The organism is Bacillus sp. FSL W8-0629 (assembly GCF_038593225.1).
GTDB classification, from domain to species: domain Bacteria; phylum Bacillota; class Bacilli; order Bacillales; family Bacillaceae; genus Bacillus; species Bacillus altitudinis.
Genome location: NZ_CP151975.1, coordinates 3,440,695 through 3,455,328, shown reverse-complemented (window position 1 = coordinate 3,455,328; position 14,634 = coordinate 3,440,695). Strand labels below are relative to the sequence as shown.

At 41.5% G+C, this 14,634-nt stretch carries 20 protein-coding genes; 11 read left to right on the top strand and 9 right to left on the bottom strand.

Translation table 11 applies throughout. The features are described from left to right. Nucleotides 1–3: 3 nt before the first annotated feature. From NSQ17_RS17910 to NSQ17_RS17875, 8 genes are all read left to right on the top strand, one after another. Entirely contained in the window at nucleotides 4–366 is a 363-nt protein-coding gene (locus tag NSQ17_RS17910) for a hypothetical protein (RefSeq protein WP_017360093.1), read from the top strand. A gap of 28 nt (nucleotides 367–394) precedes the next feature. Beyond that, nucleotides 395–667, top strand: coding sequence for a hypothetical protein (locus tag NSQ17_RS17905; protein ID WP_024719454.1), 273 nt, complete (start codon nucleotides 395–397; stop codon nucleotides 665–667). A gap of 65 nt (nucleotides 668–732) precedes the next feature. Then, the gene (locus tag NSQ17_RS17900) at nucleotides 733–1,008 is read left to right on the top strand and encodes a hypothetical protein (RefSeq protein WP_024719453.1); all 276 of its coding nucleotides are present in this window, start codon (nucleotides 733–735) and stop codon (nucleotides 1,006–1,008) included. A 32-nt stretch (nucleotides 1,009–1,040) separates the two neighbouring features. Then, on the top strand, nucleotides 1,041–1,436 hold the full coding sequence (locus NSQ17_RS17895) for an SMI1/KNR4 family protein (RefSeq protein WP_160757801.1): 396 nt from the start codon (nucleotides 1,041–1,043) through the stop codon (nucleotides 1,434–1,436). Nucleotides 1,437–1,672: 236 nt separating this feature from the next. Next, entirely contained in the window at nucleotides 1,673–2,518 is an 846-nt protein-coding gene (locus NSQ17_RS17890) for a biotin/lipoate A/B protein ligase family protein (protein WP_096881990.1), read from the top strand. A gap of 35 nt (nucleotides 2,519–2,553) precedes the next feature. After that, on the top strand, nucleotides 2,554–3,039 hold the full coding sequence (locus tag NSQ17_RS17885; protein ID WP_096881989.1) for a tetratricopeptide repeat protein: 486 nt from the start codon (nucleotides 2,554–2,556) through the stop codon (nucleotides 3,037–3,039). 103 nt (nucleotides 3,040–3,142) lie between these two features. Continuing rightward, the gene (locus NSQ17_RS17880; protein WP_342467651.1) at nucleotides 3,143–5,419 is read left to right on the top strand and encodes a glycosyltransferase; all 2,277 of its coding nucleotides are present in this window, start codon (nucleotides 3,143–3,145) and stop codon (nucleotides 5,417–5,419) included. Continuing rightward, complete coding sequence (locus NSQ17_RS17875) at nucleotides 5,416–5,649, top strand: DUF5970 family protein (protein WP_035702387.1); 234 nt, start codon at nucleotides 5,416–5,418, stop codon at nucleotides 5,647–5,649. The genes NSQ17_RS17880 and NSQ17_RS17875 overlap by 4 nt, the downstream gene beginning before the upstream one ends. Before the next feature lie 35 nt (nucleotides 5,650–5,684). Here the strand turns inward: NSQ17_RS17875 and NSQ17_RS17870 are convergent, their stop codons facing one another. Then, entirely contained in the window at nucleotides 5,685–6,485 is an 801-nt protein-coding gene (locus tag NSQ17_RS17870; RefSeq protein ID WP_039165221.1) for an RsfA family transcriptional regulator, read from the bottom strand. Nucleotides 6,486–6,727: 242 nt separating this feature from the next. Here NSQ17_RS17870 and NSQ17_RS17865 point away from each other — a divergent pair, with 242 nt between their 5' ends. From NSQ17_RS17865 to NSQ17_RS17855, 3 genes are all read left to right on the top strand, one after another. Then, the gene (locus NSQ17_RS17865; RefSeq protein WP_003215259.1) at nucleotides 6,728–6,949 is read left to right on the top strand and encodes a DUF1450 domain-containing protein; all 222 of its coding nucleotides are present in this window, start codon (nucleotides 6,728–6,730) and stop codon (nucleotides 6,947–6,949) included. 170 nt (nucleotides 6,950–7,119) lie between these two features. Then, nucleotides 7,120–8,421 (top strand): HD domain-containing protein, encoded by a 1,302-nt coding sequence (locus NSQ17_RS17860; protein WP_007497716.1) that lies wholly within the window; start codon nucleotides 7,120–7,122, stop codon nucleotides 8,419–8,421. A 30-nt stretch (nucleotides 8,422–8,451) separates the two neighbouring features. Continuing rightward, nucleotides 8,452–8,952 carry a YwgA family protein gene (locus NSQ17_RS17855; RefSeq protein ID WP_100324663.1) on the top strand — a complete coding sequence of 167 codons (501 nt, stop codon included), beginning with the start codon at nucleotides 8,452–8,454 and terminating at the stop codon, nucleotides 8,950–8,952. Nucleotides 8,953–9,056: 104 nt separating this feature from the next. Here the strand turns inward: NSQ17_RS17855 and NSQ17_RS17850 are convergent, their stop codons facing one another. The 8 genes from NSQ17_RS17850 to ssuE are packed head-to-tail and all read right to left on the bottom strand — an operon-like array spanning nucleotide 9,057 to nucleotide 14,571. Then, nucleotides 9,057–9,800, bottom strand: coding sequence for an amino acid ABC transporter ATP-binding protein (locus NSQ17_RS17850; protein WP_342467650.1), 744 nt, complete (start codon nucleotides 9,798–9,800; stop codon nucleotides 9,057–9,059). Continuing rightward, nucleotides 9,797–10,507 carry an ABC transporter permease subunit gene (locus NSQ17_RS17845; RefSeq protein WP_342467649.1) on the bottom strand — a complete coding sequence of 237 codons (711 nt, stop codon included), beginning with the start codon at nucleotides 10,505–10,507 and terminating at the stop codon, nucleotides 9,797–9,799. The genes NSQ17_RS17850 and NSQ17_RS17845 overlap by 4 nt, the downstream gene beginning before the upstream one ends. A gap of 16 nt (nucleotides 10,508–10,523) precedes the next feature. Further along, nucleotides 10,524–11,366: a transporter substrate-binding domain-containing protein gene (locus tag NSQ17_RS17840; protein ID WP_342467648.1), complete on the bottom strand. Its 843-nt coding sequence runs from the start codon at nucleotides 11,364–11,366 to the stop codon at nucleotides 10,524–10,526. 17 nt (nucleotides 11,367–11,383) lie between these two features. After that, nucleotides 11,384–12,145, bottom strand: a complete 762-nt coding sequence (locus NSQ17_RS17835) for an amino acid ABC transporter permease (protein WP_342467647.1) — start codon at nucleotides 12,143–12,145, stop codon at nucleotides 11,384–11,386. Nucleotides 12,146–12,158: 13 nt separating this feature from the next. Continuing rightward, on the bottom strand, nucleotides 12,159–12,722 hold the full coding sequence (locus tag NSQ17_RS17830) for a GNAT family N-acetyltransferase (protein WP_072367331.1): 564 nt from the start codon (nucleotides 12,720–12,722) through the stop codon (nucleotides 12,159–12,161). Between the two features lie 34 nt (nucleotides 12,723–12,756). Beyond that, nucleotides 12,757–13,011, bottom strand: coding sequence for a glutaredoxin family protein (locus NSQ17_RS17825; protein ID WP_072367332.1), 255 nt, complete (start codon nucleotides 13,009–13,011; stop codon nucleotides 12,757–12,759). Further along, nucleotides 13,011–14,036, bottom strand: coding sequence for an LLM class flavin-dependent oxidoreductase (locus tag NSQ17_RS17820; RefSeq protein ID WP_342467646.1), 1,026 nt, complete (start codon nucleotides 14,034–14,036; stop codon nucleotides 13,011–13,013). The genes NSQ17_RS17825 and NSQ17_RS17820 overlap by 1 nt, the downstream gene beginning before the upstream one ends. After that, nucleotides 14,020–14,571 carry an NADPH-dependent FMN reductase gene (ssuE, locus tag NSQ17_RS17815; protein WP_041507919.1) on the bottom strand — a complete coding sequence of 184 codons (552 nt, stop codon included), beginning with the start codon at nucleotides 14,569–14,571 and terminating at the stop codon, nucleotides 14,020–14,022. The genes NSQ17_RS17820 and ssuE overlap by 17 nt, the downstream gene beginning before the upstream one ends. Between the last annotated feature and the right edge of the window lie 63 nt (nucleotides 14,572–14,634).

Below are 14,634 nucleotides of genomic sequence, written 5' to 3'. Positions count from 1 at the left end.
GTATTGAAAATAAAAAAAATAAACTGGATTTCACAAGAAGCCTCAGAAGCTGAAGTGATTGTAACAGATGGCGAACTGGAAATAATGTGTTTTGCTCAACCATTAAATTATCTTGAAGAAAATGAACTATTAGAACCTATTTATTGTTTAGATGTGTCAGACTTAGTGAAAGCTGAATTGTCAGAGTATAGAATTGAAAAATTAGATGATAATTTCAGTTATAGTTTTTTAGGACAATTAATTGATAAGCGTGATGAAAAAGTGAAGGTAGGCGGACTTTTATTAGAATTGGATTACAATATACCGGGAGATATAAATGAAGGCGATTTTATAAGTTTTAATTGTCAACGGTTAGATATTTATTAGTATGAGCCGAAGTCTTAAGGAGCATTAAATGAACAAAAAACAAGAACTAACGAAACAAATCCAAACGGTCATCAACATCCTAGAAAAAGAATATTCTCAAGAGATCAATCAAGGTGTACTTGAATTAATATATAGAAGATACAAGAATGCCCAAAGAATCATGCAAGCCAATGATGATCTCCAAAAAGTCTTTATCATTGGCGGAGTTAGGGCTTACTTGGATAGTCATAATGATTATCTAAATCCATTTTTAGATGAATTACATAAAGCGGAAAGTCTACTAAAAGAATTGTTGTATTGATTATATAGTGATATGTAGAAGTCTTTGTATTAGAAAGCGATACAAAAACACAGAAAGGAATTCGTATGAATCAGAAAAAACACATCAACAAAAAAACAGTCAATTGGCTATTAAGCATCAGTGTTCTTCTCGTCATTGGGACAGCTTTTATGAGAGGGGTTTATGTCCCACATGCCGGTTCGGATTATCGAGGATTTCCCATTGATTGGCTAGTCCTGCATTCAAATTATGGTGTTGAATTTCTATTTTTTGGTTTTATACTCGATGTCATCATTTTCTATTTTTTATTAAAGGTGCTCCTGCGGGTGTATAAAAGGATTATGACAAAATCAGCTGAATAAACGCTAGTTCAACCTTTTAGGGGGCTTTCAAAATGATTCATTTTTCTCAGATTCCCAACCTGGTCATAAACAAACCAGCAAGTGATATACATATCAAAGAGGCAGAATCCGAGCTAAACATGGTTCTGCCCCATACATATAAAGCATTACTACAACAGACAAATGGATGTTCCGTCGAAGGCGATGTTCTACTATACGGAACTGAGGACATAGTAGAACGCAATGCAACATGGGAAGTCCATCATTATGCCAGCGGCTATGTAGCCATTGGTGACGATGGCGGTGGGCGAGTATTTCTTATGCGGCAGGCAGAAGAGGAGAAAAAAGTATGGATTGTCGATGCTGGTGTGATGGACCCTCAGCATGCGGAATTGGTGGCTGAAGACTTGTTAAGCTGGGTAAGTCACGGCTGTTTCATAGAAGTTTAGTCTATTAAGGAGATGATCGATTTGCCGTGGAACACATTGATCGCTGCGGGCCTCGTGGTTGGGGTTCCTGTCGTTTTGATTGCAGCTGTTTATTTCATCTCGAAAAGGAAGAACAAGAAAACCAAAGCATCCAGTTGAAAAGCTCTGTGACGTTCCTTGTCATAGAGCTTTTTTCTCGCTCATTCTCCCTCCATGTTATAATAAACACAGTTTATGAACGAGAGGATATGCAGGACATGAAAAATGAACCTATTGAGTTATTGACGCAGCCGACATGGCGAATCATAGATCAATCGAGCCTGGGTCTCTATGTGGACCCGAAGCAATCTTTTGCGATGGATGATACGCTTTGTGCGTCGGTCGGGAAAGGACTCTCACCAGCGACAGCGCGTTCTTGGGTGCACCACAATACGATCGTTCTTGGGATTCAGGATACAAGACTTCCATTTCTCCAAGATGGTGTAAAGCTTCTTGAGGAAGAGGGATATCGCGTCATTGTGCGCAATTCAGGCGGTCTTGCTGTTGTGCTGGATGAAGGCGTACTAAATGTGTCTTTAATCTTTGCGGAACAAAAGAAGGGCATTGATATTGACCGAGGATATGATGCGATGGTGGAATTGATCCGCCGGATGCTGTCGATGTATGAGGTGGACATTGAAGCCTATGAAATTGTCGGCTCTTACTGTCCAGGTAGCTACGATTTGAGCATCAATGGAAAGAAATTTGCAGGCATTTCTCAGCGTAGATTACGCGGTGGAGTCGCTGTGCAAATTTATTTGTGTGCAGATGGAAGCGGGCGGGAACGTGCTGACTTGATTCGCCGTTTTTATGAGGCGGCCTTAAAGGATAGAAGGCATGAGGTGAAAGCGGTATTCCCTGATATACAGCCTGATACGATGGCATCCCTATCAGAATTAACTGGAGAATCCATTGATTGTGCGCTTCTCATGCGTCTTTTATTAGAAGAACTTCAAAAGTTGAGCGAGCAACTGACCGCTTCAGGGTTGACAACCGAGGAACAACTGGAGTTTGAGAAAAACATGACGCGGATGATTGAGCGGAATGAGAAAGTGTTCTCGTAAACATATCGTCCCATCTTAAAAATAGGGGTGATGTAATGGAAACGAAACTTCTGAAAGCTATTGAACTTCGAGAAAGTGGACATCTTCAAGAATCCAATGACATGCTCATCCGTCTTGTAGAAGAGTATCCAGATCATGCCTCCATTCACTATCAATGTGCTTGGAGTTATGATGTGTTAGGGGAGGAAAAACAAGCTGTCTTTTTTTATGAGAGGGCCCTTGAACTAGGTTTGTCTTCAGAAGAAAGAGAAGATGCTTTCTTAGGATTAGGAAGTACATACAGAACCTTAGGGGAATATGAAAAGTCAAAACAAATATTCCTCCATGCGATGGAAGCTTATCCGCATAATAAAGCTATTCAAACGTTTTATGCCATGACTTTGTATAATTTAAATGAACATAGCAAAGCCATGGAAATATTACTGAACTGTTTAACTGAGACGACAAATGATCCTGCTATTTTGAGTTATCGAAAGGCCATTGATTTTTATTCAAATCAGTTAGATCGATTGTGGAAATGATTTATATAGAAATGGAGGGGCAATCTAATGGAAGAATCCCCTCCTTTGTTATGACATTTTATATATGATAGTCCTTTATGACATAAGAAAGAAGGAAAATGTATTGTCATTCATCACCACGTATTACCCGCTGTTTATGCTTTGTATTTTGTCTCTGTTGTATATGATATATCGTATCCAGCCAATGGCCTCTACTGTGAAAAAAATCATCATTGTGCTATGTGTGTTAACAAATGCTGCCTATATTTGCTGGCGTCTCTTCTTTACATTGCCGCATGAAGGTACTTTTAATGTTGTCATGGGCATTTTGCTTGTTGTCTGTGAATGCATTGGGTTTATCCAGTTGCTTGTGTTTTATACACTTGTTTGGAAGCCTTCAAATCGGAAACAAGTCATGATCAGTGATCTTGAAAGGCTGCCAACAGTTGATATTTTCATAGCTACATATAATGAACCAATTGAGGTGCTGAAACGCACTGTTGCAGGTTGTTTGAATCTTTCTTATCCGAAGGAAAGCGTTCAAATTTATTTATGTGATGATGGCAATAGGGAAGCAGTAGAGCAGCTTGCTTCTGCGTTTGGTGTTCATTACCTGACAAGAACAGATAACAGATTTGCTAAGGCAGGTAATTTAAATCATGCGATGTCTCAAACGGATGGAGAGCTGATTCTGACACTTGATGCAGATATGGTCCCTCTTCCTTCCTTTTTAGAAAAAACAGTGCCCTATTTTCATGATGGAGCAACTGCGTTTGTTCAAGTTCCACAGGCGTTTTATAACGAAGATCCTTTCCAATATAATATGTTCTCGAAAGATCGAATTCCAAATGAGCAGGACTTTTTCATGCAAACTCTCCAAGCTGGTAAGGATCGGTTTAATGCCGTCATGTATGTTGGGAGTAATACGGTATTTAGAAGAACGGCATTAGATGAAATTGGCGGATTTGCTACTGGAGTGATTACAGAAGACATGGCAACAGGAATGCTTCTCCAAGGGAAATTCAAATCTGTGTCTGTCGGAGAAGTATTAGCCGTCGGTCTGGCACCTGAAAGCTGGCTTGATCTGTTAAAGCAGAGAGATCGCTGGTCGAGAGGGAACATTCAGTGTGCCCGTAAGTTTAATCCTTTGAAGGTGCGCGGCTTAACGCTTATGCAGAGAGTTCTTTATTTAGATGGCATTGTGTATTGGTTTAACGGTTTGTTTAAAATGATTTATATTCTCACACCGATTTTGTTTTTATTGTTTGGTATTCAAAGTTTCTGGGCAGATTTCCAGTCCGTTTTCATGTTTTGGCTACCGGCATTCTTTAGTTCCTATTTAGCATTTAAACTTGTGTCGAATCAAAAGAGAAGCATGTTCTGGAGTCACATTTATGAAAGCTCTATGGCGTTCCACCTAGCTGGTGTTGCTTTAAGTGAGCTGTTTTTCAAAAAGAGAGTTGAATTTCTTGTCACACCGAAGGGAATTCAAACGGACAAAAGACATTTTCATTTGAAAACGATGATTCCCCATCTGGTCTTCTTGCTGCTCTCATTGCTTGCCCTTGTGAAAATAGGTTACGATGTGAAGGTAAATGGGACGATGAACGCTGATCTCCTGTTGATTAATATTTTTTGGGTGCTTTATAACGGTGCAGGCTTATTCATGGCACTGCTTGTGGCGTTTGATCGACCGCGTTATCGGAAATCAGAGCGATTTGTCATTGAAAAAGAGGGGCATCTTCGTTCTGATCATCAAGATCAGTCGATTGCTTGTTTCCTGCTAGATATGAGTGATTCAGGTGCGCGTCTATCCATTCCATTGGACCAAGCGTCTTCTCTATATCAAGGACAAACGCAATTATTTTTTCAAGAGAATGAAAGTGTGTCGTGTGACGTGGTTTGGAGCTATCCAGAGGGAGACAAGCTGATGATTGGTGTTGCTTTTACTGACACACAAAAATCAGAGTATTTATCACTGATCCGTTTCTTATTCACACGAGAGCATGTAGCAATGACGGATCGTGAGAAAAAATCGTATGCCGTTCGGACGTTTCTCCGCTTTTTAAGAGAAACGGAGAAGGTACCAAAGGCTCTACGGCGCAAATGGATGAGAAGGCCATTGCAAGGTGTGACAGGCACGATCGCCTATGAGGACCGACTAGAAGAGAAGGTGCCGGTGATCATACATGATATCAGTTTATCTGGGTGCAAAATTGAGTTTGAAGATTCAATTGAATTAAATGGGAAAGTGCTGATCACCATTGACACAGAGTCTCTAACGGATCAGCCGGCGATTGCGATTTGGACATCACAAAAACGCAGACGTACAATGGCTGGACTCAAGTTTGTTCAGCCTGAAATCAAGCAGATAGAAGAAAGAGAGGGAGTGGTTTCTTGAAATCTAAAAATGGCGGTTACCTCTATTTACTATGGCTTCCTGTCATCATAGGAGCCGGCTACGGCATTTCGCTTTTCGTGCCGTTTCTTCAGCCTGTACTGACGCTTGGTATCGCAGGGCTTTATATTTTTATGTTTGGTGATTTTCAGGTGAGGCAAGTCAGGTACATTTTTATGTTCGTCTTCTTGATCAATGTCCTTTTTAGTGTGATGCTATTTTTGGATATTTAAAAAAGTGCTTCCCGCAGGTGGGGAGCACTTTTTGGTTATTCAGCCATTTTTTCAAGGTTGCCGTTACGATCCATTTTAAAGGTTGGTGCGGCACTGTCGTCCTCTTCAAACAAAACTAGTTTTCTTGCACGGTTCATGATTTTGACGAGTGTTTCATAATCTTCTTGAATCGTGAGCTGATCCTTTTCAAGCTTTTTCACTTCAGCTTCTAGCTGCGACACTTTATGTGAAAGTTCATTGTTTTCTTGTTTTAACCGGCTGTTTTCCATGCGTAAGGCAGATGATTGCTGTCCATCGCCTTCATAGCGGCGTAAGAAATCAATGATATCTTCAATGGTTAGCTCTTGGCGCTGCCCAAATGGATTGGTTTCTGGCTTTTTCTCTGTCACTTGAGAAGCCTGTGACAATAAATGTGATAAACTAGCTAACTCTTCATTGTAGCTTTGATCCACAAACTGAAGCTGTTCGGCTGTTTCGGCTGCAGGTGCAAACGTTTCTTCTTGCGCAGGTTCCAGTTCTTGAGAGAACTCTTCCTGTGTGATCGTTTCTTCAACTTGCGGCTGATAGAGCAAACGTTTTTTCGCAGGCTGCCCATTGCCGAGTGCACGCATGCGTTGTTTACGCTGTTTTTTGGCAAGTGCCAATGCTTTTTCATATTGATGCCTCACGACAGCATTCCATCTAAATCCGCATGCCGCTGAGGTACGGTTTAGCTTGTCTCCCACTTCTTCAAATGCGTTCAGCTGTGTACTGCCCTCTCTGACGTGACGTAAGACGGTTTCTGCCAGAAGGAGATCATTTTCCTCTGACCAAGCATCTTGTCTTTGTTTTGACATGTGTTTAAACCCCCATAAGATTTGATGGTATTAGATTAGCCAAGTTGAAGAAGGTTTATACAAGTTTGCTAAAAGGATAGTGGAAAATACTAGCTTTTATGTGAATACGTCTCTGTGCTGACAATGCATCTTGCAACTCCAGTCGCTTCGATGTACAATGTTGGGTGGTATATTATTCACTCTTAGTTGTCCAACTGTTTCATATAGAATGAAGTTTCATCATTGAAAGGAAGCGTAAGAACATGGCTAATGAGTTTCGCGTATGTGACGATTGTGATGCGACGAACCTAAAAACGTTATTGCCTCGACTTAAATCGGTTGACCCTGATGCAAAAATTGAGATTGGCTGTCAATCGTATTGCGGTCCAGGACGAAAAAAGGCTTTTGCGTTTGTGAACAATCGCCCATTATCCGCACCAACAGAAGATGAGTTACTCGAAAAGGTTCAAAAAAAAGTCAAATAAATGTCACTGAATGTGTTCAGTCGACCTAAAAAGAGGTCCGTCCCTGTCAGGTCGGGCTTTTTACGTCCGTTCAATCTATGAGAACACATTCGCCAGCAAATTCAAGGATGTTTTCGGGAAAAGTTACCCGATATAATAGAAACACGTCTTAAAAAAAGAGGGACGAAACGATGGCGTATCCAAAAGGGAAATTATCCGAAGAAAAGGTATTTAAAGATCCTGTGCACCGCTATGTTCACGTACGGGATGCATTGATATGGGATTTAATCGGAACGAGAGAGTTCCAGCGCCTTAGACGAATTAAACAGCTAGGAACCACTTATTTAACGTTTCATGGGGCAGAACACAGCCGATTTAATCATTCACTCGGTGTATACGAGATTGTCAGACGAATTGTGGATGATGTGTTTAAAGGAAGACCCGAATGGGATGAAGGGGAGCGTGAGCTTGTACTGAGTGCCGCCCTGCTTCATGACCTTGGACATGGTCCGTTTTCTCATTCCTTTGAAAAGGTCTTTCATTTAGATCATGAATCGTTTACAAGAGATATCATTTTAGGGCAGACGGAAGTAAATGAAGTGCTGCGCCGGGTTAGTGACGATTTTCCAAAGCATGTAGCAGAAGTCATTGCCAAAACGTATCAAAACAAACAGGTGGTCAGTTTGATTTCAAGTCAAATTGATGCCGACCGAATGGATTACTTGCAGCGTGATGCTTACTATACAGGCGTCAGCTATGGTCACTTTGATATGGAACGTATTTTACGCGTGATGCGTCCAAGAGAAGATCAGATTGTGATGAAACAGAGCGGGATGCATGCCGTAGAGGATTATATTATGAGCCGCTATCAAATGTACTGGCAAGTCTATTTCCACCCAGTGACACGCAGTGCGGAAGTCATTTTAACGAAAATTCTCCATCGTGCAAAAGAGCTGCATGAAACGGGCTACATTTTTACACATGCCCCGGTTCATTTTTATTCAATTTTTGAAGGAAATGTCACCACAGAGGACTATATTAAGCTGGATGAATCCATTGTCTTATTTTATTTTCAGGCGTGGGAAGATGAAGAAGATCACGTGCTGGCTGATTTGTGCCGCCGTTTTATGAACCGCCGTTTATTCCAATATACAGAGTTTAATCCAAATGAAGAAATGACGAAATATTTCAAGCTGACGGCTTTGTTCAAAGAAGCAGGAATTGATCCTGACTATTATTTAGTGGTCGACTCTTCCTCTGATTTGCCTTATGACTTCTATAGACCGGGCGAAGAAGAAGAACGGCTGCCGATCCATCTCTTGACGCAAAGTGGTCATATTAAAGAACTGTCGAGACAGTCAGATATTGTTGACGCCATTTCCGGTAAACGAAGAACCGATCATAAACTTTATTTCCCGATGGACTTAATTGTAGATATGTCGGAAAAAGCTGAAGAAAAGAAGGCGATCATGAAGCTGCTTGGATTGGGATAAGGAAGTACTGAAAAAGGAGATGTCGGGAATTTGTTGAAAGAGCATGCAAAGTTGATGAAGGTGTTCTCTGAATCTGGGGAAATCGTTGGACGGAAGAAGCTGCAAAAAATGATTTACATAGCAAAAAAGCTAGATTTGCCTTTTTACGAGAAATACGATTTTCATTTTTATGGCCCCTATTCAGAGGAGTTGACGCTCAGAATTGAAGAGCTGTGCAACCTTGGATTCTTGGACGAAATGAAGGAAAAAAAGGGCGGATACTATCAATATCGCTATTCGCTGACGGACAATGGGAAAGAGTTTCTCGATCAGTGTGAAGTGGACATGCCTGACCTCAAAGTGCTGACGCAGCAGATGAATGAGCAATCGTCTCGTTTTCTAGAGCTTGTCTCAACGATTTTATACTTTGATGATCTGCCAAAAGATGAGGTAAAGGAAAAGGTCTTCACCATTAAAAGCAAGCAGCGCTATACGGACGAAGAATTTGAGGCAGCCCTTGCGTATATTGATCAGTTGAAGGAAATGAACTAACGATAAGAACCAGTATGTAATAGCCAATGGCTAGAACAGACTGGTTTTTATTTTGCACGCATATAGAAACAGAAACAAGTCGACCTCATGGATCGACTTGTTTTTTAGGAATGATGATAAGAAAATCTTGCTAAAAATTGTTTTGTCCGTTCTTCCTTCGTCTGTTCAAAGACTTCTACTGGGGTGCCTGATTCAACAATGACCCCATCCTCCATGAAAATGACCCTGTCGGCAATATCATAGGCAAAGCTCATCTCGTGGGTGACGATGATCATGGTGACCCCGGTTTGTGCCACTTGTTTAATGACGTCAAGTGTTTCACCTACAAGCTCGGGATCTAAAGCGGAGGTCGGCTCATCAAACAAAATGACCTCCGGATTCAATGCAAGTGCTCTTGCAATGCCTACTCGCTGCTGCTGTCCGCCAGATAATTGATGCGGATAGGCATCTTTTTTCTCTAGTAACCCTACTTTTGTGAGCAAATGGAGGGCTGTGTCATAGGCTTGGTCTTTCGGTTGTTTACGGGCAATGACTAAGCCTTCCATGACATTCTCAAGTGCTGTCTTATGAATAAACAGGTCGTATTGCTGAAAGACCATGGCTGTTTTTCGGCGAATTGCTAGAATGTCTTTCGGTTTTGCTTGATTGAATGTGACAGTGGTGTGATCAATGCTGATCTCGCCTTGATCCGCACGCTCAAGAAAATTTAAGCATCTGAGAAATGTTGATTTCCCAGAGCCGCTCGGACCTAAAATGACAACGACTTCGCCTTTTTCCACCGTTAAATCAATTCCCTTTAGAATCTGGTTTTGACCGAATGCTTTATGCACTTGTTTGATGTGAATCATGCGAACCGCCCCCTTTTACTTTTGTGTCCATATTTCTCATATCCGGCTGTAATGGCTTCAATAGAGGCACACAGCGCCCAGTAAATAAGGGCAACAGCAATGTATGCTTCAAGATAACGATAGTTCACATTGGCTTTGATTAAAGCGCCGTTTAAAATATCGACCACAGATACCATAGAGACGAGAGAAGAGGCTTTGATTAAACTGATGAGCATGTTGTTCAGTAAAGGAAGAGAGATGGGAAAGACTTGTGGAATGATCACTCTTCGCAACACCTGTCTGCCTGTGAAACCAACGGATAGAGCGGCATCAAATTGGCCCTTTGGGATGGACGCAAGAGAGCTTCGAAATATCTCTGATAACCCGCTGACGGCATATAAAGAAAGGGCGAAAATGGCAATCCATCGTCTATCTAAATCGCTAAAACGGATGGGCAGCGAAAGAGATGCAGCCAATTGATCGAGCGAATCGGAAAAAATAAGATAAGATACGAGCAAGATTAATACAACAGGAATGGCTTTAAAAATCGCCACAAACCATTTGAACAATGGAGACAATATAGGCACTTGATAAAAACGAATAAGGGCAATGCCAAAGCCAAAGACGGAGCCGAATAATAGCGGGAGAAAACCTAATAGCAGCGTCGTTGGCAAATAATGAAGTGCGGCTAGAAAGGCCTGAAACATAAAAGCAACGTCAAAATCCACTCAGATCGCTCCTTTCTTATGATGTAGTAAAGTCTCCGCCCAATATTTTTTTAGACAATTCAGCGAGCTTGCCGTTATCGATCAGTTTTTGCAGGGCTTGATCAATGTCTTTTTGAAGTTTTGTATTGTTTTTTTGATATAGATAATACGTTTTAGATACGTTTACAGGCTTTCCGGATGTCACAAGTTTGGCATTGAACTGTTTGTTTAGCTTATTGACGTCATACTTTGTGAGTAAGGCAGCATCGACCGTGCCATTCTGCAGGTTTTTGACTAAAATTTCGTTCCCGCCATCCCCGTAGACAATGTCAATTTTCCGATCATGCTTTGCGTTATATTGCTCTAGAAGATAAGCGAAATTACTTCCTGTAGAGGTGTGCACTTTGTGTCCAGCTAAATCGTCCAGGCTTTGAAAGTCATGACCGGATGCTTTATTCACCACAACATAGCTTGTATAATCTGTGTAGCCAACTTTTCCAAATAGATATTTCTTCTGACGCTCGTCATTGATTTCATATTGGTGGGCAGCGAGATCAACTTTACCGGCATCTAAAGCAGGCAGAATATTTTTAAACTCAAAGGATTCATATTTAAACTTATATTGTGGAAGCAGCTGATCCACTTCATCTAATACAGCCTTCTCGTAGCCTGTTAATTTGCCGTTTTCATCTAAGTAAACGAAAGGCTGATAGGCGTTCCCTGTCCCAATGACGATTTCTTTTGCATCTGGGTCATTATTGTTTGCTTCTGCTTTGACTTCATCCGATTGCTCATTATTTCCGCAGGCGGCAAGCAGCAATGAACCAAGTAGAAGCAGACCGATGATGTAATGATTTTTGAATATTCTGTTATTTTTCATGTAAATTCCTCCCCAGTTTATTTTGCACGTTTTTCTACAGTGAAGGCCGCTTCGGCTCTTTTTAAGGGAAGCAATGCCGTCTGTCGCTGTTTTTTTGTTTTCGGTGTATTGATCCGTTTTTCCAATAGGTCAAATGATTTTTCTAACACCATACTTAAAATGATAAATATAACGGCAGCAATAAAGTATCCTTCTAATACGCGATAGTATAAAGCCCCTAATGTTTGAACCTTTCCGATCATGTCCATCACACCTAATGTAAAGGCGAGGGAGGTATTTTGTAATAAGTTGACAATGGCCACGCCGATATTAGGAAGGGCGATTCTCCCTGCTTGAGGAATAAGCGTTCTTCTATAAATCTGCCATTTCGTCAGTCCAATCGAGGCGGCCGCTTCATATTGAGATGCTGGGACACTCGATAGGGCAGATCGGAATATTTCTGAAAAATACCCAGCTGTATTGAGTCCATATGTAATATACAGAAAGATCAATTTGTTCCACATGGAGATATCAAGCTCAATTGTTGCAAGCACACCAGGCAGGCCATAAAACACAATAAACATTTGCACAAGGATAGGTGTTCCACGAATAAATGAGACATAAATTGCACTGAGCTGATGCAGGATGGGAATACGCTCAATTCGGAAATAAGCAAGAATGAATCCAAGAAAACTGCCAATCAAAGTGGCAAATAAAACGATCAGTAAGGTTGTTGGAAGGGCTGACAATACTTTAGGGAAGAGTGTGACGACATACTCCCATTTGAAAAACTCCCCCATGTTGAATCACCTCCTATGTTGAAGTCGTTTGGACTTTTTCTTCTGAGGGCGGTGCGCCTAATATGGCGGCATCAAACCGTTCAGGGATGAGGACTTTATACATTAATACACCTAAGTCGCCATTATCGGCTTCACGTTCAATATATGCTGTATAGCCTTTTCGTTCGTACATCTCTAGAAGCCAGGGGTGCTTTCGGCCAGAAGTGCCCAGTGTGTATGCTGGTGCTTTAAATGTCTGCCGGAGCAAGGTGTTTTCTACATAATCGAGCAGCTTATTTCCGATCCCTTGACCGGCTAAATGAGGAGCTGTGGCAAACCACCAAACAAATGGATAGCCTGAGACCGGTTGAGTACTCTCCCACGGAAAACGTATGGTGATGGTTGATATGAGCCGCCCGTCTCGTTCTAACACAACAGCAACGGATTGTTTGATGTTTTCTGTGACCATTTCAAGTGTGGCGTTCGTGGATGGCCAATCAATGCCCATTTCTCCAAGCGGTTTAAATGCACTGGACAGCAATTCTAGAAAAGCCGGTGCATCTTCTTCAGTAGCGATGCGAAAAATATCTCGACTCATGACAAACCTCCAATCAAAAGGGTAGTGTGTAATGTCAGCTCAACGCTTTTCGTAAAGTATCGATATCTGGATTCAGCAATGCTTGATACACGTGGGGATCACGGCTGATTTCTACTACTGGCACATAACGGACGCCATATTTTTCTTCTAAAATATTTCTGTAATGATCATGCTCTGTTACATCAATGGTTGAATAAGTAATGTGCTGTTTGTTGAAATAGGACTGAATGTCCTGACAATAGCTGCATCCATTTTTGCTCCATAAAATGATTTTTTGATTATTTGTCATTAGACGCTCACCTCTTGGTTTATTTGGTTTTTGGCTGTTAGTTCATGATCAAATGCTTCTTTTAATAATGTGATAGACGCTATTCTTGCCTCAATGTCTACAATCGGAGATAGCACAATGAACTCGTTGATATCATATGTCTCGGCTAGTTCAGTCAGCCGGCGATGAACGGTTTCTTTTGTGCCAGCGGTATAACCGGTTTTTTGAACGTGAATGTTGTAGTGTTCTTTTTTTGTTCCTTTCACCAGCTTTTCTGCATCTTCTAGTGACGTCACATTAAGCTTTCTTCCATCGGAAAAGGAGACCTTTACTGTTTCCTTTTGCTTGATGTACGAGAGGGCTTGTTTGTGGTCTTCCGCTACAGATACGGTGATGGCGAGAAGAAATTGCTGGTGCGTGTTCTGTGTCTTGAATCTTTGAAAAGTCTCTCTTGCTTCTTTTAATAATGCGTCATCCCCGTTAATAAAATAGGCAAACACAAAGGATATCCCAAGTTTTGCTGCAAATTCCGCGCTCTCAATACTGCCGCCTAGAAGGAACATGTCGGGTGATACGCTGGGAATTGGCTGAGCATTTAATTCATTTGCTTGTTCAGTTAGATACGTTTTGAGATCCACTAATTTTTGAGAAAAGTCTTTCCGTGACGCTTGATAATCTTCCTGAAGCGCTTGTGTTGAGAGGTTCAACCCTCCCGGTGCTTTCCCAACGCCTAAATCGACTCTGCCAGGCGCTAGAGATGCCAGTACATGAAATGTTTCAGCCACCTTAAACGGGCTGTAATGCTGAAGCATGACACCGCCAGACCCAATTCGCAAATGGTTCGTTTTTGCTAAAAGATAACCAGCGAGGGCTTCAGGGGATGATCCTGCCACTTGAGAATTATTGTGATGTTCAGACACCCAAAACCTGTGATAACCAAGCTGATCTGCTGCTTCAGCCAATCTGACAGTATGCTGAATACCCGTCTCTGCTTTCTCGTTTTCACTGACGAGGCTTTGATCAAGAATACTAAGGGTGAGCGACATTGGCTGTTCCTCCTATTAGACTTTGATATTGAGATAGTGCGAGGTTTAATCTGTCTGTGGCATCTGGATCAAGCACATAGCTATTTGAATCCTGCTTTGTGACCTGTTGATCCACAACATACACGCCAGATTGAACGACGGTTGCACCGAGTTGATGAATGATCGGTTTAAGTGCATATTCAATGACGAGCAAATGCCCGTATGTTCCTCCTAAAACACAAGGAAGGACGGGTTTATCTTGTAATGCTTTTTGGGGAAGTAGATCTAAAAAAGTTTTTAAAATACCGGAAAAAGACGCTTTGTAGACAGGTGTTAACACAATGACACCGTCGCTCTCATTCACAAGCTCAATGGCTTTCACAATGTCCTCGTTTGAAAAATCTGCTCCTATTAAGGCGCCGCTAGGAAGCTGGTGGACTTGAATGACATGAACATCAATCCCATGGAACGCCAAACGATGATGGATCTGCTGCAGGACACCGGTTAACCGAGATTGGACAGAATGCCCGCCTGCTATAATCGTTACTTTTGCCAATTCGTCTCCTCCATTTCTGATAATTCCTTCTAAACAACTTGGAATAGTTGATAATATAAATTA

What these genes read in the sequence shown, in the direction of transcription:
- NSQ17_RS17905 (WP_024719454.1), top strand. Translation starts at nt 395, where the DNA reads ATGAACAAAAAACAAGAACTAACGAAACAAATCCAAACGGTCATCAAC.
- NSQ17_RS17900 (WP_024719453.1), top strand. Translation starts at nt 733, where the DNA reads ATGAATCAGAAAAAACACATCAACAAAAAAACAGTCAATTGGCTATTA.
- NSQ17_RS17895 (WP_160757801.1), top strand. Translation starts at nt 1,041, where the DNA reads ATGATTCATTTTTCTCAGATTCCCAACCTGGTCATAAACAAACCAGCA.
- NSQ17_RS17890 (WP_096881990.1), top strand. Translation starts at nt 1,673, where the DNA reads ATGAAAAATGAACCTATTGAGTTATTGACGCAGCCGACATGGCGAATC.
- NSQ17_RS17885 (WP_096881989.1), top strand. Translation starts at nt 2,554, where the DNA reads ATGGAAACGAAACTTCTGAAAGCTATTGAACTTCGAGAAAGTGGACAT.
- NSQ17_RS17870 (WP_039165221.1), bottom strand. Translation starts at nt 6,485, where the DNA reads ATGTCAAAACAAAGACAAGATGCTTGGTCAGAGGAAAATGATCTCCTT.
- NSQ17_RS17865 (WP_003215259.1), top strand. Translation starts at nt 6,728, where the DNA reads ATGGCTAATGAGTTTCGCGTATGTGACGATTGTGATGCGACGAACCTA.
- NSQ17_RS17860 (WP_007497716.1), top strand. Translation starts at nt 7,120, where the DNA reads ATGGCGTATCCAAAAGGGAAATTATCCGAAGAAAAGGTATTTAAAGAT.
- NSQ17_RS17850 (WP_342467650.1), bottom strand. Translation starts at nt 9,800, where the DNA reads ATGATTCACATCAAACAAGTGCATAAAGCATTCGGTCAAAACCAGATT.
- NSQ17_RS17840 (WP_342467648.1), bottom strand. Translation starts at nt 11,366, where the DNA reads ATGAAAAATAACAGAATATTCAAAAATCATTACATCATCGGTCTGCTT.
- NSQ17_RS17835 (WP_342467647.1), bottom strand. Translation starts at nt 12,145, where the DNA reads ATGGGGGAGTTTTTCAAATGGGAGTATGTCGTCACACTCTTCCCTAAA.
- NSQ17_RS17830 (WP_072367331.1), bottom strand. Translation starts at nt 12,722, where the DNA reads ATGAGTCGAGATATTTTTCGCATCGCTACTGAAGAAGATGCACCGGCT.
- NSQ17_RS17825 (WP_072367332.1), bottom strand. Translation starts at nt 13,011, where the DNA reads ATGACAAATAATCAAAAAATCATTTTATGGAGCAAAAATGGATGCAGC.
- NSQ17_RS17820 (WP_342467646.1), bottom strand. Translation starts at nt 14,036, where the DNA reads ATGTCGCTCACCCTTAGTATTCTTGATCAAAGCCTCGTCAGTGAAAAC.